Annotated in this window: 19 protein-coding genes; 12 read left to right on the top strand and 7 right to left on the bottom strand. The window is 57.3% G+C overall.

Translation table 11 applies throughout. The features are described 5' to 3' along the window. Positions 1–315: 315 nt before the first annotated feature. On the bottom strand, positions 316–843 hold the full coding sequence (locus tag LAP85_16925) for a spore maturation protein (GenBank protein MBZ5498085.1): 528 nt from the start codon (positions 841–843) through the stop codon (positions 316–318). A gap of 8 nt (positions 844–851) precedes the next feature. Next, entirely contained in the window at positions 852–1,469 is a 618-nt protein-coding gene (locus LAP85_16920; protein ID MBZ5498084.1) for a nucleoside recognition protein, read from the bottom strand. 32 nt (positions 1,470–1,501) lie between these two features. On the opposite strand from LAP85_16920, the gene LAP85_16915 reads away from it, so the two are divergent. From LAP85_16915 to LAP85_16880, 8 genes are all read left to right on the top strand, one after another. Further along, positions 1,502–2,563, top strand: coding sequence for an LD-carboxypeptidase (locus LAP85_16915; GenBank protein MBZ5498083.1), 1,062 nt, complete (start codon positions 1,502–1,504; stop codon positions 2,561–2,563). A 223-nt stretch (positions 2,564–2,786) separates the two neighbouring features. After that, entirely contained in the window at positions 2,787–3,494 is a 708-nt protein-coding gene (locus LAP85_16910) for a hypothetical protein (protein MBZ5498082.1), read from the top strand. A gap of 119 nt (positions 3,495–3,613) precedes the next feature. Further along, a complete protein-coding gene (locus LAP85_16905) occupies positions 3,614–5,182 on the top strand; it encodes an AAA family ATPase (GenBank protein ID MBZ5498081.1) in 1,569 nt (522 codons plus the stop codon). A gap of 101 nt (positions 5,183–5,283) precedes the next feature. Beyond that, complete coding sequence (locus tag LAP85_16900) at positions 5,284–5,712, top strand: CBS domain-containing protein (GenBank protein MBZ5498080.1); 429 nt, start codon at positions 5,284–5,286, stop codon at positions 5,710–5,712. Between the two features lie 327 nt (positions 5,713–6,039). Beyond that, entirely contained in the window at positions 6,040–6,258 is a 219-nt protein-coding gene (locus tag LAP85_16895; protein ID MBZ5498079.1) for a hypothetical protein, read from the top strand. A 32-nt stretch (positions 6,259–6,290) separates the two neighbouring features. After that, complete coding sequence (locus tag LAP85_16890; protein ID MBZ5498078.1) at positions 6,291–7,454, top strand: 2-oxoacid:acceptor oxidoreductase subunit alpha; 1,164 nt, start codon at positions 6,291–6,293, stop codon at positions 7,452–7,454. Between the two features lie 26 nt (positions 7,455–7,480). Further along, on the top strand, positions 7,481–8,308 hold the full coding sequence (locus LAP85_16885) for a 2-oxoacid:ferredoxin oxidoreductase subunit beta (GenBank protein MBZ5498077.1): 828 nt from the start codon (positions 7,481–7,483) through the stop codon (positions 8,306–8,308). 18 nt (positions 8,309–8,326) lie between these two features. Next, the gene (locus LAP85_16880) at positions 8,327–8,875 is read left to right on the top strand and encodes a 2-oxoacid:acceptor oxidoreductase family protein (protein ID MBZ5498076.1); all 549 of its coding nucleotides are present in this window, start codon (positions 8,327–8,329) and stop codon (positions 8,873–8,875) included. Positions 8,876–8,920: 45 nt separating this feature from the next. On the opposite strand, the gene LAP85_16875 is transcribed toward LAP85_16880, so the two are convergent. Both LAP85_16875 and LAP85_16870 read right to left on the bottom strand, forming a co-directional pair. After that, positions 8,921–9,805 carry a 2-oxoacid:ferredoxin oxidoreductase subunit beta gene (locus LAP85_16875; protein MBZ5498075.1) on the bottom strand — a complete coding sequence of 295 codons (885 nt, stop codon included), beginning with the start codon at positions 9,803–9,805 and terminating at the stop codon, positions 8,921–8,923. 68 nt (positions 9,806–9,873) lie between these two features. Then, on the bottom strand, positions 9,874–11,667 hold the full coding sequence (locus tag LAP85_16870; protein ID MBZ5498074.1) for a 2-oxoacid:acceptor oxidoreductase subunit alpha: 1,794 nt from the start codon (positions 11,665–11,667) through the stop codon (positions 9,874–9,876). A gap of 455 nt (positions 11,668–12,122) precedes the next feature. Here LAP85_16870 and LAP85_16865 point away from each other — a divergent pair, with 455 nt between their 5' ends. Together LAP85_16865 and LAP85_16860 are read left to right on the top strand one after the other, a co-directional pair. Then, on the top strand, positions 12,123–12,644 hold the full coding sequence (locus LAP85_16865; GenBank protein MBZ5498073.1) for a ferritin family protein: 522 nt from the start codon (positions 12,123–12,125) through the stop codon (positions 12,642–12,644). A gap of 253 nt (positions 12,645–12,897) precedes the next feature. Continuing rightward, on the top strand, positions 12,898–14,610 hold the full coding sequence (locus LAP85_16860; protein MBZ5498072.1) for an NAD-dependent malic enzyme: 1,713 nt from the start codon (positions 12,898–12,900) through the stop codon (positions 14,608–14,610). A gap of 368 nt (positions 14,611–14,978) precedes the next feature. Here the strand turns inward: LAP85_16860 and LAP85_16855 are convergent, their stop codons facing one another. The 3 genes from LAP85_16855 to LAP85_16845 form a co-directional block, all read right to left on the bottom strand. After that, entirely contained in the window at positions 14,979–15,953 is a 975-nt protein-coding gene (locus LAP85_16855; GenBank protein MBZ5498071.1) for a TIGR01212 family radical SAM protein, read from the bottom strand. A gap of 139 nt (positions 15,954–16,092) precedes the next feature. Next, positions 16,093–16,272 carry a hypothetical protein gene (locus LAP85_16850; GenBank protein MBZ5498070.1) on the bottom strand — a complete coding sequence of 60 codons (180 nt, stop codon included), beginning with the start codon at positions 16,270–16,272 and terminating at the stop codon, positions 16,093–16,095. Positions 16,273–16,530: 258 nt separating this feature from the next. Further along, positions 16,531–16,776 (bottom strand): hypothetical protein, encoded by a 246-nt coding sequence (locus LAP85_16845; GenBank protein MBZ5498069.1) that lies wholly within the window; start codon positions 16,774–16,776, stop codon positions 16,531–16,533. A 76-nt stretch (positions 16,777–16,852) separates the two neighbouring features. Here LAP85_16845 and LAP85_16840 point away from each other — a divergent pair, with 76 nt between their 5' ends. Together LAP85_16840 and argH are read left to right on the top strand one after the other, a co-directional pair. Next, positions 16,853–18,100 carry an argininosuccinate synthase gene (locus tag LAP85_16840; protein ID MBZ5498068.1) on the top strand — a complete coding sequence of 416 codons (1,248 nt, stop codon included), beginning with the start codon at positions 16,853–16,855 and terminating at the stop codon, positions 18,098–18,100. Then, a complete protein-coding gene (argH, locus tag LAP85_16835; GenBank protein MBZ5498067.1) occupies positions 18,097–19,368 on the top strand; it encodes an argininosuccinate lyase in 1,272 nt (423 codons plus the stop codon). The genes LAP85_16840 and argH overlap by 4 nt, the downstream gene beginning before the upstream one ends. The last annotated feature ends 271 nt before the right edge of the window (positions 19,369–19,639 follow it).

Raw genomic sequence — 19,639 nt, 5'->3', positions numbered from 1 at the left:
GGTGCATGCCTGTCAGGCCCGGCACGAAGCGTGGCAAATTCGACATCTGCTTTCCCCTCCCGTGATCAATCAGCAACCCTCCACTACCGCTCAGATGAACGAAAGACACCGGCAGCTGCAACCTGCTCATCAAGATCATGCCAGTTGTAGTTGGGGACTCGTTCTCGGGAGGGTCAGAAAGCCCTACTCGGCTTCTCATGCCGTGGATTTCCTCGAATCATCGTCCTTCCTGCATTTAAAGCGCAATCATTATACCCGACTCGTCGCCGAATGCCGGAGGAAATGCCGCATTTTTTGAGCGCTTGATGCCAATCTCTAGCTGGAAAAAACCAATCTGCAAATGAAGACGGCTGCAAACAGGCTGACGATGTCGGCAAACAGGCCAGCAACCACTGCATGGCGGGCCTTCTTGATGCCCACGGCGCCGAAATAGACGGCCAGCACATAAAAGGTCGTTTCCGTGCTGGCATAAGCAGTCGCAGCAAGCCGGGCGATGAAAGAGTCCGGCCCATGCGTCTTGAGCAACTCCGTCACAATTCCATAGGACCCGCTCCCGGACAGGGGCCTCATGATTGCCAGCGGCAGAATTTCCGCGGGAAGACCAACCCCGCGCAGCAGCGGGTCCAGCCACCGGGCAAGGATATCAATTGCACCTGCACCCCGCAGCATTCCCACGGCAACCAGGATCGCGACCAAATACGGGATTATACGTATGCCCACCTGAAAGCCCTCCTTGGCGCCCTCCACGAAGCACTCATAAACCTTGACCTTCCGGAATGCACCGTAGACAGGTATGAACAGGAGAAAGGCGGGGATAGCCCAAATCGAAATGAGTGAGATCACACGCGCGGTCATGATCGCTCCTCTCCTTGGGTGGCCCGAGCCACCGAAAAGAACTTGATTCGTTCCAGGAGCTTCGCAACCGTCACGCCGGCTACCGCCGCGAGCAACGTGGCAGCGAGAGAAGTTCCGATGATGGCGGTCGGATCTTTCGATCCTGCAGAAGCCATCAGGCTGATCATCGACGCCGGGATCAGTTGCACGCCGGCGGTGTTGATTGTGAGAAACAGACACATGGAATTCGTCGCCACTCCCGGGAAGCGGTTGAGTTTCTCCAGATCTTCCATCGCCTTCAGGCCGAGCGGAGTGGCGGCATTGCTGAGACCCAGCATGTTGGCAGCAATGTTCATCAGCATGCTCCCCATGGCCGGGTGGTCGGGAGGCACCTCGGGAAAAATGCGGCGCATTACCGGCGCGATTCCGCGAGCCAGGAGTGACATCAACCCAGATTCCTCAGCGATCTTCATGATGCCGAGCCACAGGGCCATTACCCCGACGAGTCCGAGCGCAATAGTTACTGAATTGCCCGCGGCGTCAATTGCCGCCTTGGTCACGTTTTCGATTTTGCCGTTGATTCCCCCCAGGAGTACGGCAACAATAATCAAGCCAAGCCAAATATAATTGAGCATGATTCAGCCTCAACTCTTATGGATTTCGGAACTTGGATTTCGAATTTTGGATTGGGAAACGGGATTCGGCCTCCGATCTCAATGGCATTGATCCAAAGTCCGATATCCGCAAGCCAAAATCGAGAACCTATTATATTCCTGGTCTCCTTTTCTTTATGGATATTCCAGTCATTCATCCCAAGGCCCTGAAGCCGCGTGACACGGTCGCGATTATTGCCCCTGCGGGACCGATCGATCAGCGAGATGATTTTTTTCGAGGTGTGGCTACGTTGGAGCGCATGGGCTTCCGCGTCCGCTTCGATGATCGCATTTTCCACTCCACGCGCTATCTCGCGGGACCGGACGAAGAACGCGCCGAAGAAGTAATGCGTGCCTTCGAGGATTCTGATATCCAGGCGATCGTTTCGCTCCGAGGCGGATTCGGCTGCTCCCGCCTGATTCCGCTAATCAAACCGGGGCGGATGCGGAATCACTGCAAGATATTCATGGGCTTCAGCGACTTGACAACGCTGCATCTATATTTCCGCCGGCGGTTTGGATGGCTGACATTCCATGGCCCCATGGCAACCTCGCCGGCACTCGGAAACGCCAAGCCCGAGCAGGAACAGCATTTGCTGAAGCTATGGACGGATCCCTCCTACCTTCCTTCATTAGCCTTCGCGGAACTCCAGACTTGGGTTTCAGGATCGGCCGAAGGAGAACTGGTCGGCGGCTGCCTTTCCTTAATCGTTGCCAGCCTCCGAACCCCTTACGAAATCGCAACGGAAGGGAAAATCCTTTTCCTTGAAGATCTTGGCGAGCCTCCCTACCGCATCGACCGCATGCTCACCCAGCTCCGGTTGGCACGAAAACTGGACCACATCGCCGGTATTTTGCTTGGCAATTTCCTGGATGCTGATCCCCCCGACCAGGGAGGCACTGCGGACGAGGCCCTGCGGGACGTCCTCGGCAGGCTGGAAGTTCCTGTCTTAGCTCATTTTCCATCTGGACACGGCAGCGACAATTGGGCGCTCCCGTTGGGGACTCGAGTCCGCATCGACGCGGGTGGGGGCCGAGTGGAGTTTCTGGAGCACGCTGTCGTTGCTGGCCGTTGAACGCTGAAACTCGCGCTACTTAATCTGCATGAGATTTGGGTATATAATTTGGCCTTGGGGTTGTATGGATTGGATGATCAATAACTAACTTTGTCGTAGCTAACAGAATTGAGCTTTACACCTCTGCGAATAATTGTTAGACTCCTGGCGTTTTAGGATTCCCCGTGCCCTGCGCGACGCCTTTATCGCAGCTCGACTACTGATTAGCTTTTGAATTTGGATTATGACTGGTTCACCACTGACGTTACGTGTTTCACTCTCACAGCTTCAGAGGGCTGTTGCGAAGCTCTATTCACAGCTGCAGCAGCGCTTTGAAGGAAACACTCTCGTCAGCAGGATTTGGGCATCGATGGATCACGACCTTCAGGCGCAGGTCGCAAGCCTGAAGAAGCTCCCTCCTTCATTCTGGCAATCGTTGAAGAAACAGGAGAAAGAGCTGACACATGCTGCAGGATCGGTTTTGCCCCAGAGTGCGGAAAGGCCGGCGGGTCATCTCCCATCATGCCTGGCACAGGCGCTCGACACTGAGGAACCGATCATCCTCAAGGTCTATGCTCCGCTTATCCGCCGCCTGCGCATCGATTGGACGAATCTGGCACTGGATTTCTATGTGGTGGTAAAGGCGCATATTGCGCGGCTTGCGGAGTCGATCCAGCTTTACTCTGGAGATCCGGCTCTGGGCCTGCGGTGCGCGGTTCTCCTGCAAAACTTCGAAAAGGAAGTCCAGGAGCAGGCAGTAATCGAAGCAGCTCCGGCAAGATCACGCTCCAAAAAGGCAGCTTCCGCCAGGCACATCGGTAAGGCAGCCGCTCGTAAGCGCGTGCAGATTTCGGCTAAGAAAAAACCGACGCGTTCGCTCGACAAGATGGCGAAACGCGCCAAACCCATAGTCGCAAAGATCAAACTGTCACGAAGACGTGCCCAGCGCTGACGGCAAGCGCATCTCCGATTCCTCCAGTGATTGCTTTTTCGCCTGAAAAATCTCATACTTAGAAAGAAGCCCTATCTTGGGTGCTTTCGGAAGTTATTGAATTTAGGAGGCTTACTTCATTGCCTAAGGATCCTACCCCTGTCTGGCCGAATCCGGAGGAACTGCGACGAGACATGGAGGAGTTCTTTTCCCGCAAATATGGAGACCGCGTACAGCTGGGCATGATGACCGCCCACCCTGATCAAGCCAGAACGGCGGACGAAGGAACGGAAACTGTCGAGGCTCCTCTGGACCTGCATTTCGAATATCTGCCGCGCGACATCAAGAGCTATCTCGATCGTTTTGTCATTAAGCAGGACGGCGCAAAAAAAGTCTTGGCCACGGCGATCTGTGACCATTACAACCACATAAAGCAATGTTCGAGCAGCGGTCACTGCAAAGAATATTCCAAGCAGAACATCATCATGCTGGGGCCGACCGGCGTCGGCAAGACCTACTTGGTACGCACCATCGCGGATCTGATCGGAGTCCCTTTCGTCAAGGCCGACGCCACCAAATTCTCGGAAACCGGGTATGTGGGTGGGGACGTTGAGGATCTCGTGCGCGAGCTGGTTCAGAAAGCGGACGGCAACATACGGCTCGCAGAGTACGGAATCATCTACCTGGACGAGATCGACAAGATCGCAACGCCAAGCAACATTCTGGGGCGCGACGTAAGTGGCGGCGGGGTGCAGCGCGGTTTGCTGAAGCTGATGGAAGAAACCGAAGTCAGCTTGCGCACTCCGTTCGACCTGACCTCGCAATTGCAGGCAGCGATGGAGTTTCAGTCAAAAGGGAAGGTCGCCCGCCCGGTCATCAATACCCGGCATATCCTCTTTATCGTGAGTGGAGCCTTCAGCGGTCTGATTCCGATCATCCGCAAGCGCGTGGGGGCGCAGCGGATTGGATTCCGGAGCGGATTCGCTTCATCGCTCAAGGATGAGGACTGTCTGTCATATGTCAAGAGCACCGATTTTATCGAATACGGATTTGAATCCGAATTCATCGGTCGCCTGCCTGTGGTTGTGGGATGCCAGGAGCTGGGAGTCGAGGACCTGTTTCAGATTCTGAAACACTCGGAGGGATCGATCATCCGTCAGTATGTCCAGGCATTCGAGGCCTACGGGATCGAGATCGTCTTTACAGACGAGGGACTGCATCGGCTGGCCGAAAAAGCTTATCTGGAACAGACTGGGGCACGCAGTCTGGTCAGCGTCTGCGAGCGGACTTTCCGGGAGTTCAAGTACCACCTTCCCCATTCCACGGTGCGCAGACTCGAAGTGACTGCGGAACTCGTGGACTCGCCTTTGCAGGTGCTGGAGCAGATCCGGCAGGTCTCCGCGCAGGAGGAACAGGATTACCTGAAGCGCAGGATTGAGAAGATCGCCGAACAGTGGTCCGAGCGGAACGGAATCGAAATTCACCTGCAACCGGAGGCAGTACAACTGTTGGCCCAAAAGGCTGTCGACTGCGGAAGGAAGATGGAGGAGATTTTCGAGGAAACCTTCAAGAACTACGAACACGGATTGAACCTGATCCGGAAGACGAGGGGCATCAGTCACTTTGAGATCACCGCAGAGGTGATTCAGGATCCCTCGGCCACGTTGGACAGCTGGATTCGAGCTTACTATATAAGGCAGCCAAACTAGCCTGGACTGTTCTTCGAAGATAATAGAATGAGATCAACCCTGATTCAGAACCGCGTCCGTCCGCGTCCCGTTTTGTAGACGGAGAGGGAGTCATCATGAAGGTGATCAAAATCGCGCAGGTGCCGCCGCCCGCGGTCTCCATGACGGCAACCGTGAAAGAAGCGGTTCCGATCATGGGAAGCGAGCAGGGCTGCGCGCTGGCGGTGATGGATGGAGATCGCCTGGCCGGTACGCTCTCCAAGGATGACCTGATCAAGCGAGTGGTGGCGGAAGGCCTGGATCCGGACACCACCAAGGTCGGCGAGGTGATGAGATCTCCTGCAGAGACGATCTCGGTCGACATGGAAGCGGCCGAGGCATTGAAACTGATGTTCAGCCATCGCCGCTGTTTCTATCCGGTCGTCGATCAGCAGGGAATCCTCAAGGGCTGGCTGGCCCTGTGCCACCTTTTTCAAAACCACGTCGAGGACCTCGGACGTGAGCTGGATGCGCTCGAGGCCTACCTTTCAGCCGACGGACCCGGCGGCTGATCGCTGGGGCGGGCTCGCAATAAACGCTGCGGGCATTCGAAAAACCTTTGCGACCTGGCGGCGCAGGCGCGTAGAGTAGCACCGGATCGTGATGCACTGCGTGTCGGGATCACCCTGGCATTGCCTCTGAGCCGGACCGCAGCAGACATCATCCGCAAGCAGTGACATCGCAGCTATTAAGCAGTGGCGCGGAGCGCCAACATAGGGTGGCCCCGTCCGGAAGGGCCGGGAAACGGGATAAATCCGCCATCACCATCTTATTTGCAGGATTCTGCGGGTGTTTCCAGCGGGTTCGCGATTTAGCCGGTACGCGGGGAGATCATGATCATGGCAAAGAAAAAAACGGCAATTATTGAGGTGAAAAAGGAATGGTGCAAAGGCTGCGCCATCTGCGTGGACGCCTGCCAGAAGAAGGTTCTGGTGATGAAAGGGGTTTATCCTGAAGTGGTCCTCATCGAAGAATGCACTCTATGCGGAATGTGCGAAGTCTTGTGCCCCGACTTCGCGATCGCGGTGAACGAGGCCAAGGTACTGGTTGCACAGTAGTCCGGGCACCCGGCGTGAAAGGAAAAGCTCAAATGCAATCCAACAAGGAAGCGGCCGCAGATCGGCGCAATATCCAGGTCATCAGCGGCAACGAGGCTTGTGCTGAAGGGGCTTTGGCGGCTGGGCTGCGCTTTTTCGCGGGCTATCCCATCACCCCCTCCTCTGAAATAGCCGAGATCCTCTCGGAGCGCCTCCCCGAAGAAGGCGGAACTTTCATCCAGATGGAGGACGAGATCGCCGCCATGGGGGCGATCATCGGCGCATCCCTGGCGGGCTCTAAGTCTATGACCGCCACCAGCGGGCCAGGGTTTTCCTTGAAGCAGGAGAACATCGGCTACGCAGCCATGGCGGAAGTGCCCTGTGTGATCGTCAATGTTCAGCGCGGTGGGCCGAGCACCGGTCTCCCTACCTTGCCTGCCCAGGGTGACGTCATGCAGGCACGCTGGGGAACGCATGGCGACCATCCCGTCATTGTGCTGACGCCTAACAGTGTGAGAGAGACGTTCGAACTCACCATCCGGGCCTTCAATCTCTCGGAGCGCTACCGGGTTCCCGTCATCCTGCTGCTGGACGAGATCATCGGGCACGTGAACGAAAGGGTGGTGCTCCCGGAGCCTGGTGAATACGAAGTCTATCGCCGGTCAAAGCCCGAGGTGCCCCCGGAGAAGTTTCTGCCCTATGAGCACACCGAATCGGATGTCCCGCCGATGGTGAGTTTCGGGGAAGGCTATCGTTATCACGTCACGGGCCTGTCGCATGATCAGACCGGATTTCCGACCAACAATCCCGTCGAGATCGACCGGCTGGTCCGACGCTTGAACCGCAAGATTGAAAACCATAGTCATGAAATCATCGAGGTAAAGGAGGACTGCCTCGAGGATGCCGAGATTGGCGTTTTCGCCTATGGCTCCACTTCGCGCTCGGCGCGCCAGGCGGTAATGATGGCGCGGCAAAGGGGCATAAAAGCGGGACTGCTGCGGCCCCTGGTGATCTGGCCTTTCCCGGAGGAGCAGGTTCGCGCCATGGCGGAACGGGTGCGCCGGATTATTGTCCCGGAACTGAACCTGGGCCAGCTCGCTCACGAGGTGGAATGGGCCAGTTGCCGCAAGATTCCGATCGTGAAAATCAACCGCGTTGACGGCGAGCCCATCAGCCCTCAGCAAATACTGGACAGGATAGTGGAAGCCTCCAGCTAGTCCGCTTCGACGAAGCGAAGGAGCATATGATGTTCGATTATGCCAAATATCTCAGGCTCGACAAATTTCCTCTGATCTGGTGCCCGGGCTGCGGAGACGGGATTGTGTTGAAATCCCTGCTGCGCGCCATCGATCACATCGGCTTGAAAAAGGACGAAATCACCATGGTGTCCGGCATCGGCTGTTCCAGCCGCCTCCCGGGCTACGTGGATTTCAACACCCTTCATACCACCCACGGCCGCGCCATTGCTTTCGCGACCGGGGTGAAACTCGCCAGGCCGGAGATGAACGTCATCGTCATCACCGGGGACGGCGATGCCACCGCCATCGGCGGCAACCATTACATCCATGCGGCCCGGCGCAATATCGACCTGACCGTTATCCTCTTCAACAATCACATCTATGGCATGACCGGGGGCCAGGTCTCGCCGACGACGCCCGTCGGCAAACGTGCCAGCACAGCCCCCTTCGGCAATATCGAGCCTCCCTTCAACATCAGCGGTCTGGCTCAAGCCGCCGGCGCAAGTTTCGTCGCCCGAAGCACGGTCCAGTCGGCGCTGCGCCTCGAAAAGCTGATCGAGCGCGCTATCCGGAAAAAGGGCTTTTCGCTGGTCGAGGTTTATACGCCCTGCCCCACGGCGTACGGCCGGCGCAACAGGCTGGGCGCGGGTGCAGACATGCTCCGGGAATTGGGCGAGAGCAGCGTCCCTGTCGAAAAGGCCGCTACCATGTCACCGGAGGAGCTCGAGGGCAAGATCGTTACCGGAGTGTTCGTCGACGTCGACAAACCGGAATATACGCAGGAGTATGCCAGGCTGCAGCAACGCTTGAGCAAAAGCGCCTCAGGAAGTTAATCCGGCAAGGAGGGTCCAATGAGTTTTCGCTACGACATTCGCCTCAGCGGTGAAGGCGGGCAAGGACTGGTGCTGGCAGGCCGGATTCTGGCTGAAGCGGCCGCGATTTACGACGAAAAAAACGCGACACAGAGCCAGTCCTACGGCCCCGAAGCCAGGGGAGGAGCCAGCCGCTCCGAAATTATCATCTCTGATGAAGACATCGACTATCCCAAGGCCACGAGCCTTGATCTGCTGCTGGCTCTCACGCAGGAGTCCTGCAACAAGTACGCCAAGGACCTGAAAGACAGCGGTATTCTGTTGGTCGATTCCGGCGCAGTGACCCGCGTGCCGGAGGGAAGGTACAGGATCTACAGGGTTCCCATCACGGAGATCGCCCGCAGCCAGTTGGGAAAGGCAGTCGTGGCCAACATCGTGGCCCTCGGCATCATTGCCCAGCTGTCCAACATCGTGTCGGTCGAGGCCCTCGAGTCGGCAGTTCTCGCCAGAGTGCCGAAGGGAACCGAGGAATTGAACTTGAAAGCTTTCCGCAGCGGAATGGAGGCGGCCACGCAACTGACCTCATAGCGGACAAACCACGATTTGTTCTCATCGGCGGTGAATGTTCTCCCGTCAGTGCGGCATGAACATTTCCAGAATTCTCTCCTTTGGCAGGCCGGTTCCCTGAAGTGCCTCGTGCCTTGCCCTTACCGCAGCTTCGTAGGTTGGCGAAGGATTCGGGTTGCGATAGAAGACGCCTGTATACAGTTTGGTACCGTAATCCTGGGCGAGATCCATGGCACGGAGCCGGTTCGCCGGATCATGCCCCAACTTCTCGAGGCTTTGCATTTTTTCCTTCTGCGCTTTGATCTGTGCCTCCACCTGCCCATAGGTGACGCAGGGCGATTGCACGTTGATGAAAGCGAAGCCGGGGAAACGGATGCCTTCCTCGATGATCGATGCCAGCGCGTCCATATCGGCAGGTGTGCCCTGGGCGATGAATCCGGCGCCGTAGCCGAGGACGTATTGCAGGGGATTGACCGGGTCTTCCAAACTGCCGAAGGCGGAAGATGCCGTCTTGAGCCCGCGTGGCGAGGTCGGCGAGAGCTGCCCTTTGGTAAGACCGTAGATCTGGTTGTCCATCACGATGTAGGTCAGATCAATGTTCCGTCGGACGGCATGGGCCACATGGCCGCCTCCAATGGAAAAGCCGTCACCGTCACCGCCCGCCACCAGCACCAGCAGTTCCGGATGTGCCAGCTTGATGCCCTGGGCGATCGGCAGGGCACGACCGTGGACGGTGTTGAATCCATACGCGGTCGTATAGCCGGGAATCCGGCTGGAACAGCCGATGCCGGAGATGAAGGCGATCTCATGAGGAGGCCTGCCGATATTGGCTAACGCACGATAGATGGCGCTGACCACACCGTAGTCCCCGCATCCAGGGCACCAGATCGGCTTGAGGTCGCTCTTGTAATCCTTGGCAACGTATTCCCGCACTGAGTCGCTTACACTCATGATGGCACTACCTTTCCTGTGTTTGGACGCGGCCCGCCGTGTCCCTCATTATCACAATGGCAATCTGTTCATCCCAATTCCGGCTCCGGCTCGTTGCTCCGCTGCCGCTGCAACGACCGCAGCATGGCTCTCAAGCGTTCCAGCACCTCTGTTGCCAGGATCGGATTCGAACCGCTCTTGGCCAGGAATTCCATCCCTTGCGGGACATCCACATACATGCGGATCAGCCGATACAGCTGTGCCTGGTGGGACTGTTCCACCACCAGGCCCATCTTCACGGAGGCGAAAAACTCCTGGAAAATCTCTTCTGAAACAGGGAACAGGAGCTTTGGTATCAGTAGTTTCACTCTCATTCCCTGTGCCCGAGCCAGGCGCAGGGCCTCGATTGCAACGCCGGCCACACTTCCCCAGGAGACCAGGGCGAGCGGCGCGTCGGCGTCCCCCTCCGAAACGAAGAGATCGCGCCGGGTTTTCAGCGGATTGAGCTTGCGGATGCGCTTCTCATTCATTTTTGCATGGATCTCGCCCTTCGCCGTCGGCGCGCCGGCCTCGTTGTGCTCGATGCCTGACGCCAGGTAGTTGCCGCCGGGCATGCCGGGACGGCTGATGGGACTGATGCCGCTCTCGGTCAAGCGGAAACGCTGATAGTGCTCAAGCTCTTTTTCCGTCGGTCGCCGGCGCTCGATGAGTTTGAACCTTGAAGTGTCAATGGGATCCACGGTTTCCTTGCGATGCCCGATTTCCTGATCTGAGAGGATGATCACCGGCGTCTGATAGTACTCGGCGATGTTGAAAGCCTCCACGGTAATCCCGAAGATATCCGCGACGCTCACCGGCGCAAGCACGGGGCGTGCACAATCCCCGTGGCCGGAAAATACCGCCTGGAACAAGTCGGCCTGCTCGCTCTTGGTGGGGATTCCGGTCGACGGGCCGCCCCGCTGTACGTTGACGCACACCAGAGGGATTTCCGCAATCGTCGCCAGACCCAGCATTTCCGTCTTCAGCGACATGCCGGGACCCGAAGTCGCCGTCAAAGCCTTTTTGCCGGCAAACGAAGCCCCGACGACAGCGCCGACTCCTGCGATCTCGTCTTCAGCCTGCACCAGCGTCCCGCCGAACTTCCAGATTTCGCGGGCCAGGAAATGCATGATCTCAGACGAGGGGGTAATGGGATAACCGCTGAAGAATTCGCATCCAGCGAAAAGGGCGGCGGCTGCGCACATATCGTTGCCGTCCGTAAGCAGCTTGGCGCCCTTCCTGTCGACAGCAGGACTCATCCGGAGCTCTTCTCCGATGGGGTGAGCCTGCGTGTATTCCATGCCGGCGGCAAAGGCGCGTTCGTTGGCTTCGAACACTTCAGATCCTTTCTTTGCCAGCTTCTTGCGCAGGCCTGCCAGAATGGACTGCGGCGCCAAGCCGAACCAGCCCGCCAGCAGGCCAAGCACGACGGTGTTCTTGGCCTTGTCGGTCCCCGCCGACTTGCGGGCCATCTCTCCGATGGGAACTGCGAACACCACCGCAGGTTTCACCCCTTCAAGGGGGATCTTATCGGGCGCAACGCCGGTCTTGCTCTCGTAGACCACGATGGTGTCGCCGCCGACAGGCAGCTCGGCACCGAATCTCAGGAAATCCTCCCAGTTGAGAGCCACGGCCACATCAAGAGTACCTCCCGGATTCAGCACCTGGCCGGTGGAAACGCGCAGGCGACAGGAGGATTCGCCACCCCGAATCTGAGGGCCGAAGCTCTTCGTCATGATCGCGTGATAGCCTTCCAGCGCGGCTGCAGTGATAAGGAACTCCCCGGCGGATACGATGCCGTCTCCTCCCGAGCCTGCCATGCCAATGATTAGATCACTTCTCATAGTCCCCTTCTTTGCAGGTTAGTTGCCGACGCCCTGCGCGCGAATGATAGAACCGGGAATGCGCAGTCTGATCGGCCTGTGCTCCGGTCCGGCATGCAATTGAAAACCGGTTATCTTACCAGAATTCGTCCCGGCACTTCCATTTGTCTTGTATGAATAAATTATTCGTTAGAATCTGTTAATCAACACCAGGGGTAAATCTGGAAAAGAGCAGGGCTGCGATGAACGGGCGCGGCATGGCCGCATCCTAAAAATCTCAGCGTACTCTCCGTTGAGACCTTGTGGTTCCGGCTTTGCCTCACCGTTTATTTCGTGCCTGGATTTGCTTCCCTGCCTGATTGGCAGGGCCCCCTTTCCCACACCTTGACATCTATCCCTGCCGCAATAAAAATAGATGTTTCGCGATGTTGTCGGCCTCCGGATGCTCGGACGGGCCATTTCCAAGAGGATCTCGTATGACCACAAAAATCGATTTTGCCAATTTGAGTCTCAAAGACGCCCTTGATCTGGCCATTCTCATCGAGGAAGAAGCAAAAGACCGGTACGCCGAATTCGTCGACCAGATGGTGCTGCACCACACGCCGGATGCAGCCGAGTTCTTTCGCACCATGATCGGCAACGAAGCCAGGCACGAAGCAGAACTGTCGGTCCGGCGGCGCTCTCTCTTCGAGAATGCGCCGCGTCTTGTGAAGCGTTCGATGCTGTGGGATGTTGAAGCTCCCGATTACGATCAGACACGGGCTTTTATGTCCGCTCGCCAAGCCATGGGCGTCGCTCTCCAGAGCGAAATCAAGGCACATGACTTCTTTGAGTCGGCACTCCCTCATATTAAGGATCCCGAGGTGCGCACGTTGTTCGAGGAACTGCGCCAGGAGGAATTGCAGCACCAGGTTATGGTACGCAGGGAACTCGAGAAGCTTCCTCCCGATTCGGGAATCGATCCTGAGGCCTTCGTAGACGAACCGACCGCCCAGTAAGCCGCCAACCTCACATACCAGCGTGGTTAGGCTCCTTCCAAACCCACGATCTCTGGACGGGACGACCTTGGACCGGAGAGTGGATTGGCCCCTTTTTCAAGGAAGGTGAGGATAATTGAGCCCGAAAGCGTTACAATAGCCCGTCCTCGGCCCGGCAGGGGGTATTCGCCGTGGGAAAGCAGCTATTATTGCGAGGATACGAGTTTTTTGGATGCACCCATCATAAGCTTCACTCGGCTCAAGGAGAATTGCAATGAAAATTAGCCTCAAAATAGATCCGGCAACAGGGCAAAAGTACATGGCGGTATCGCGGAAGGGGAAGGCCCTCCTGATGGATTGCAGGACAAACAAAGGAAGCGCGTTCACCGATCAGGAGCGGGACGAGCTTGACCTTCAGGGTCTGCTTCCACCCATCGTTTCCACAATGCAGCAACAGCTGGACAGGTGTTACGAGAACTTCGCGGCAAAAGCCGTCAACCTCGAGAAGTTCATTTACCTTTCAGGCTTGCAGGACCGGAACGAAACGCTGTTCTACCGGCTCGTGCTCGAGCACATCGATGAGATGATGCCGATCGTTTATACTCCGGTGGTAGGCGAAGCCTGCCAGAAATACTCGCACATCTACCGAAGGGCCCGCGGGCTCTACGTCAACTACAACCAGAAAGATAACATCGAAAGAATTCTCGCCAACTGCGGCATCTCGAATCCCTCCATCATCGTCGTCACCGATGGAGAGCGAATCCTGGGACTGGGCGACCAGGGGGCCGGCGGCATGGGAATACCCATCGGAAAACTGTGCCTCTACACCCTGTGTGCCGGGATCTCTCCGTACAATACCTTACCGATCACTCTGGATGTGGGAACGGATAACGAAGAGCGCTTGAATGATCCCCTCTATCTCGGACTGAGACAAAAGAGAGTGCGCGGCGACGCCTACCAGGAATTCATCGACAGGTTTGTGGCCGCCGTTCAAAAGGTCTTCCCCACCACACTTCTCCAGTGGGAGGACTTCCTCAAGGGAAATGCCATCAAGCAGCTGAAGCGTTTCCGGGACCGGCTCTGCACTTTCAACGATGACATCCAGGGCACGGCCGGCGTCGTCCTCGCCGGCCTGTTCAGCGCACTGCGCATCACCAAGCAGCGTATGCGCGACCAGCGCGTCGTTTTTGCCGGAGCGGGGGCCTCGGCCCAGGGTATCTCGGACCTGCTCGTATCGGCCATGATGGAGGACGGACTGAGCCGGGAAGAGGCCATCCATCGGATCTGGACGACGGACAGCGTCGGACTGGTGACGAAAGCCCGTACCAATCTGGAGGACTTCAAAGCTACCTACGCCAGAAGCACGGAAGAGATTGCCGGGTACAAATGCAAAGATCGTGCGAAGATCACGCTAGTTGAGGCAATCGCGAACGTCAAACCCACGATCCTGATCGGCACCTCCGGGACGCCGGGGACCTTCACTCAGGAAGTCGTTGATCACATGGCAAAGATCAATGAGCGGCCCATTGTTTTCCCGCTGTCCAACCCGACTTCCAAGGCGGAATGCACGGCAGGCGACGCCATGCGTTGGTCGGATGGACGGGCGATCGTGGCCACGGGGAGTCCCTTCGACCCGGTTGTCATTGGCGGGAAGCGCTTTCGCATCGGCCAGTGCAACAACGCCTTCATCTTCCCGGGCATCGGCCTCGGCCTTACGGCATCCCGCGCCCGGCGGACGACAGACGGCATGTTCCTGGAGGCAGCCCGGGCACTTGCCTCCAAGGTGACTTCGAAAGATCTCGACGAATCCGCAGTTTATCCCGAGCTTCCCAGGATTCGAGAATGCTCTTTAGGCGTGGCTTGTGCTACGGTTCACCGGGCAGTCAAGGAAGGCCATGCCGATGAAAGCATCCTCGAAGGGCTGCAGGAAAACCTGGATCGCGCCATGTGGTACCCCAAGTACATGCCGATTCGTTACGAGCCGTAAGCCGCCCCGCGGAACTCCTTCCGCCGGGACCACGACCGGAAAAACGCCCGGGGACAACTCCCCGGGCGTTTTTTTGCCTGCGATGTCAACAGAAATTGAGATTCAGACAGTGCGGGAAAAAGCCGGCCACGAAGAACAGGGCGTGGAATATCCTCAACCTGAAGCCTCAACGCTGAGGGCGCAGAGGCCGCAGAGGATTTTCGCTTATGCATGACTTTTCTCCGCGACCTCTGTGACCTCTGCGTTGATCTTTTGCTTTTCTTGCCTGAATGGCAAAGATCTGTAGGTAGGAAGTACAGCGCTGCATTGCCGCAGCCAACCGGTTGTGAAGAATCGATTGCCTAACCGTCAACGATCCCACGCGTGAGCTAGTCACGATCCGCCGCCGGAGTATGATAACGACGCCCCTGCCAGGTTCCGCGCTCTGCCAGGGCATTCTCTATATCGTACTGGATCTCGGCCTTGGCCTTGCCCCAGTGAGGGCCAAGCAGATGCTTCTCAGGAGCCAGGCCGAAAAGACGCTCGAGCCGGATCCCAGGATTGAGAAGCTCCAGAAATTCCACCAGCAGATCAATGTATTGCTCGTACCCCAGAAGGGGGAAAGGATCGCTCAGGAATTGCCGGGCCAGCGCCGTGTCACGCACAACGTGAAGGTGATGCACCTTGAGGAAGTCCAGGCCGACGTCGGAAACCGCCCGAGCCATGGCCAGCATCTCCGCGCGGCTCTCCCAGGGAAAGCCGAGGATCAGATGTGCGGAAAGATGGATGCCGCGCCCGCGAGTCTGCTCCAGCGCGCGCAGCCAGCAGGCGTAATCGTGGCCGCGATTGACCGAGGCAAGTGTTCTGTCGTGGATCGATTCGAGGCCATATTCCAGGGTGACGAAACGAGTGCGTGCGAGTTGTTCAAACCAGGCAATCTTGGCTTCATCCACGCAATCGGGGCGCGTGCCCACGGCAATGCCGACCACATCAGGGCAATCAAGAGCACCTTCGTACAGGGGGATCAATTGCTCCAGAGGAGCGAAGGTATTGCTGAAAGGTTGGAAATAGACAATGAACTTCTGTGCGCGATAGCGCTGTCTGAGGTAGGCAATCCCCTTCTCGACCTGGCGTGGAACCGGCTCCCGGCGGAGCGCGGTGGCAGGTCGGAAGGCTTCGTTGTTGCAGTAGGTGCAGCCGCCGATGCCGGCAGTCCCGTCGCGATTCGGGCATGAGAAACCCGCATCGACAACAATCTTGCTGACCCGGCAGCCGAATTTCTCTCTGAGGAATACACCATAGGAGTTATATCTGCTTCCCCCGGAAAATGGGCCGGGCGCTGATTGCTCCGAGCTGGATTGCATGATGGGAAATTATACCGCAAAGCAAGACAATCAATGGAGAGGGCGCAGAGAAAGGATGTAATCATGATTGGGAAGTACAAAAGAAAAAGGGCAGCACACGCTGCCCTGTTCTCCGCAAATCGAGTCTGTCCGCTGACGGCTAGATCTTGACGCGTTCGCCGTCTTTGGGGCAGACCCAATACATCCCGCCCGGCACCTGGCGATACTTGATCACCCGGGTGGCCACCATGCCGGTGCCACAGCTGGGGCAGGGTCTTTCATAGCTGGACCCCTTATCGCCCATGCTTGCGCGTGCTGTTTTCGACAGTTTCTCTGCCATTTCCTCAGCCTCCTTTCCTAGGATTCCCGCTACTGCAAAAATTGGGAATAATACGCGATTTCCGACGCAAGTCAACCCCTTTCGAACCTCATCAGGTGCAACCTCCGCACGATCGCGGCGGGTCTTCCAGAAACCCCCAATGTGCAAAGATGCGCAAAAACCCGGAGAGATGCCGGAAAAGGAGGCAAGGACCAGCGGCGGAAGAAAACGGGCTCGGCCCGCAGCCGCGCCCCCGGACAGGCAGACCGAAACGTGGAATTAGAAGTTGATGCGGGCGACAAACCGGATCATGCGCCCGCCCGGATCGTTCGTGGTCGAGAGATCACGGTAAGCATTGTTGATGCGGCCGAAGCCGGTGCTGCCGAAACTGCCGAGTTCGGTCCAGTCACTGCTCGGGTTCCCGATCATGAAGTTGATATTGTTGAAGGCGTTCAGGAACTCAGCACGAAATTCGAAGTTGGCCCGCTCGTTGAACTTGACCTTTTTGACCATGTGAATGAGCATTGCTGGATTGCGTGAAAACGGTGTCGAGCCTTGCTATTCTATATGAATTCACGACCCTGGGGGCCGGAGGAAACAGATGAGCAAAGAAAAAATCATCCTTGCGTACAGCGGGGGACTGGACACTTCCGTGATCCTGAAGTGGCTGGTCAATAAAGGATACGATGTCGTCGCCTACGTCGCCGATGTGGGGCAACAGGAGGATTTCGCCAAGATCAGGGAAAAGGCGTTGAAAACCGGCGCTTCCAGGGTGTACGTGGAAGATCTGAGGAAGGAGTTCGTCACCGGCTACATCTTCCCCGTGATCAAAGCCAATGCGCTCTACGAGGGGCGATATCTGCTGGGAACCGCCATTGCCAGGCCCTTGATCGCCAGGCGGCAGATTGAAATTGCCAACCTCGAAAACGCCTCGTGCGTCTCTCATGGCGCGACCGGCAAAGGCAATGATCAGGTGCGTTTCGAACTCTCGTATTACGCACTGAAACCGGGCGTCAAAGTCCTCGCGCCCTGGAAAGACGCCGAATTCCTGGGAGAATTCAAGGGGCGGTCCGACCTGCTGAAGTATGCCGAACTCCACGGCATTCAAGTCCAGGCAACTGAAGGAAAGCCATACAGCGAGGATGAGAACCTGTTTCACATCAGCCACGAAGCCGGCATACTTGAAGATCCCGCACTCGAACCCGCAAAAGATGTGTATTCAAAAACCGTCGATCCTGAAGACGCGCCTGATCAGCCGGCCAGGATCACGATCGAGTTCAAGGATGGAATCCCGGTCACGGTCGAGAATCCGGACGACGGGACCATGGAGACAGATCCGCTCGCCCTGTTCATGTACCTGAACAAGCTTGGGAGCAGCCACGGTATCGGCCGCGTCGACATGGTGGAAAATCGCTATGTCGGCATCAAATCGCGAGGCATCTATGAAACCCCCGGCGGCACAATCCTCCATGTGGCCCACAAGGACATCGAGGGGGTGGCGATGGACCGTGAGGTCATGCGCCTGCGTGACATGCTCACAGCCAAGCTCTCGGAACTCATTTATTACGGCTTCTGGTTCAGCCCGGAAATGGATTTCCTCATGGCTGCTATTGATAAGAGCCAGGAGGTGATCGACGGCAAGGTGCATCTGAAACTGTACAAAGGGAATGCGTTTGTGACCGGCAGGGAATCGACAAGTTCTCTGTACGATCAGGACCTGTCCAGCATGCACATCGAGGGCGGGTTCAACCAGCAGGATTCCGCGGGCTTCATCAAGATCAACGCCATACGTCTGATGGCGCACAATGCCATCATGAACAAGAAGAAACATGCCTGGGGAGTGAAATGAAACTCTGGGACAAGGGTTACCGGCTCGATCAGGAAGTGGAGCGCTACACGGTGGGGGACGACTACCTGCTCGACCAGGCGCTCGTCAAATATGACTGCATCGCGTCCATCGCCCATGCCGGCGCCCTGCGCAAAGCGGGCGTTCTTACGGAGGCAGAAAGGCAGAAGCTGGTGCGTGCGCTGCGTCGCATCCTCGAACTGGACGGGCAGGGGAAGTTCCGCATCGCTCCTGAAGATGAGGACGGATTGACTGCTATCGAAAAGCATCTCGTCCGCACTCTCGGCAGCCTGGGGAAAAAGATCCATACGGCCAGATCGCGAAACGACCAGGCGGCCACCGCGGTCAGGTTGTATTGCAGGGAGCGGCTCCTCGGCGTGCGGCGCCTGATCGACTCATGCGCGCGCGCGCTCCGGCGCAAAGCCCGAAGGCTGCGCGGAGCAAGGATGCCCGGATACACTCATGCCCGCAAGGCAATGCCCTCCTCCTTCGCCGCATGGCTGGAAGCATCTGCCGAGAGCATGAGCGACAACAGAATCATGGTCAGGGCGGCCCTCGAGCTGCTGGACCAGAACCCACTGGGGACAGGGGCAGGATACGGGATACCCGTCTTCAAAATCGACCGGCGGCAGACTGCCCGTGAGCTCGGTTTCTCCAGGCTGCAGCGAAGCCCGCTCTACGTGCAGAACAGCAGGGGCAAGTTCGAAGCGATCGTTGTGTCGGCGCTCGCCAACGTAATGTTCGACATCAACAAGATGTGCTCGGACCTGATCCTGTTTTCCATGGATGAGTTCGGCTTCGTCAGGCTCCCGCGAAACCTGTGCACCGGAAGCTCGATCATGCCACAGAAGCACAATCCCGATGTGCTCGAGATCGCGCGTGCGCAGTATCACACGGTCGTCGCCAACGAGTTCCGCATCAAGGGAATCATCGGCAATCTCATGTCCGGGTATAACCGGGACCTGCAGATGACCAAGAAACCGCTCATGGAGTCATTCGAGATCGTGGAGAATAGCCTGTCGATTGTGAGGCTGGTAATCGAGCAGCTAGAAATCGACGAGGAGAAATGCCGCCAGGCCTGCACACCTGAGATATTCGCCACCGAGGAAGCCTACCGGCTGGTTCAATCCGGGATGCCGTTCCGCGACGCCTATCGAAAGGTGGCAGAGAAATTCCACGTTATGGTGAGTCAAAATAGATCACATCGTGATTCACCTGTTTTGAAAACACGAATGAAGGCAAAAGATCAACGCAGAGCGCGCCGAGAGTGATTGAGGGCCCAGAAAATTCGGGATTGAAGCTCAAGGATCTGCTTGATCGCCACGGAATCGAATATGATCCGAGATATGTTTTTGATTGAGTGCCGCGCCTCGATCCTCCAGCCATACCCGTATCCCGGCCTTACGGCCGGGCCTACGAACTGGCGGCCCTTATAGTTGGTCTGCACCCGATTTTGGGTGCAGAGCATTCCCCAGCATTGTCCAGAGCCGGGAGTGCAATTTTTCGAGATGGTTCCTTGTTCCGTTGTTGAAGGGCGGACCG

The organism is Terriglobia bacterium (assembly GCA_020072565.1).
Lineage (GTDB): Bacteria > Acidobacteriota > UBA6911 > UBA6911 > UBA6911 > JAFNAG01.
This window is presented reverse-complemented; position numbering and strand designations above follow the sequence as displayed.

Excerpts from the sequence above, each read along its gene's own strand:
- LAP85_16920 (MBZ5498084.1), bottom strand. The coding sequence starts at position 1,469 with ATGCTCAATTATATTTGGCTTGGCTTGATTATTGTTGCCGTACTCCTG.
- LAP85_16910 (MBZ5498082.1), top strand. The coding sequence starts at position 2,787 with ATGACTGGTTCACCACTGACGTTACGTGTTTCACTCTCACAGCTTCAG.
- LAP85_16895 (MBZ5498079.1), top strand. The coding sequence starts at position 6,040 with ATGGCAAAGAAAAAAACGGCAATTATTGAGGTGAAAAAGGAATGGTGC.
- LAP85_16890 (MBZ5498078.1), top strand. The coding sequence starts at position 6,291 with ATGCAATCCAACAAGGAAGCGGCCGCAGATCGGCGCAATATCCAGGTC.
- LAP85_16885 (MBZ5498077.1), top strand. The coding sequence starts at position 7,481 with ATGATGTTCGATTATGCCAAATATCTCAGGCTCGACAAATTTCCTCTG.
- LAP85_16880 (MBZ5498076.1), top strand. The coding sequence starts at position 8,327 with ATGAGTTTTCGCTACGACATTCGCCTCAGCGGTGAAGGCGGGCAAGGA.
- LAP85_16875 (MBZ5498075.1), bottom strand. The coding sequence starts at position 9,805 with ATGAGTGTAAGCGACTCAGTGCGGGAATACGTTGCCAAGGATTACAAG.
- LAP85_16870 (MBZ5498074.1), bottom strand. The coding sequence starts at position 11,667 with ATGAGAAGTGATCTAATCATTGGCATGGCAGGCTCGGGAGGAGACGGC.
- LAP85_16865 (MBZ5498073.1), top strand. The coding sequence starts at position 12,123 with ATGACCACAAAAATCGATTTTGCCAATTTGAGTCTCAAAGACGCCCTT.
- LAP85_16860 (MBZ5498072.1), top strand. The coding sequence starts at position 12,898 with ATGAAAATTAGCCTCAAAATAGATCCGGCAACAGGGCAAAAGTACATG.
- LAP85_16855 (MBZ5498071.1), bottom strand. The coding sequence starts at position 15,953 with ATGCAATCCAGCTCGGAGCAATCAGCGCCCGGCCCATTTTCCGGGGGA.
- LAP85_16850 (MBZ5498070.1), bottom strand. The coding sequence starts at position 16,272 with ATGGCAGAGAAACTGTCGAAAACAGCACGCGCAAGCATGGGCGATAAG.
- LAP85_16845 (MBZ5498069.1), bottom strand. The coding sequence starts at position 16,776 with ATGCTCATTCACATGGTCAAAAAGGTCAAGTTCAACGAGCGGGCCAAC.
- LAP85_16840 (MBZ5498068.1), top strand. The coding sequence starts at position 16,853 with ATGAGCAAAGAAAAAATCATCCTTGCGTACAGCGGGGGACTGGACACT.
- argH (MBZ5498067.1), top strand. The coding sequence starts at position 18,097 with ATGAAACTCTGGGACAAGGGTTACCGGCTCGATCAGGAAGTGGAGCGC.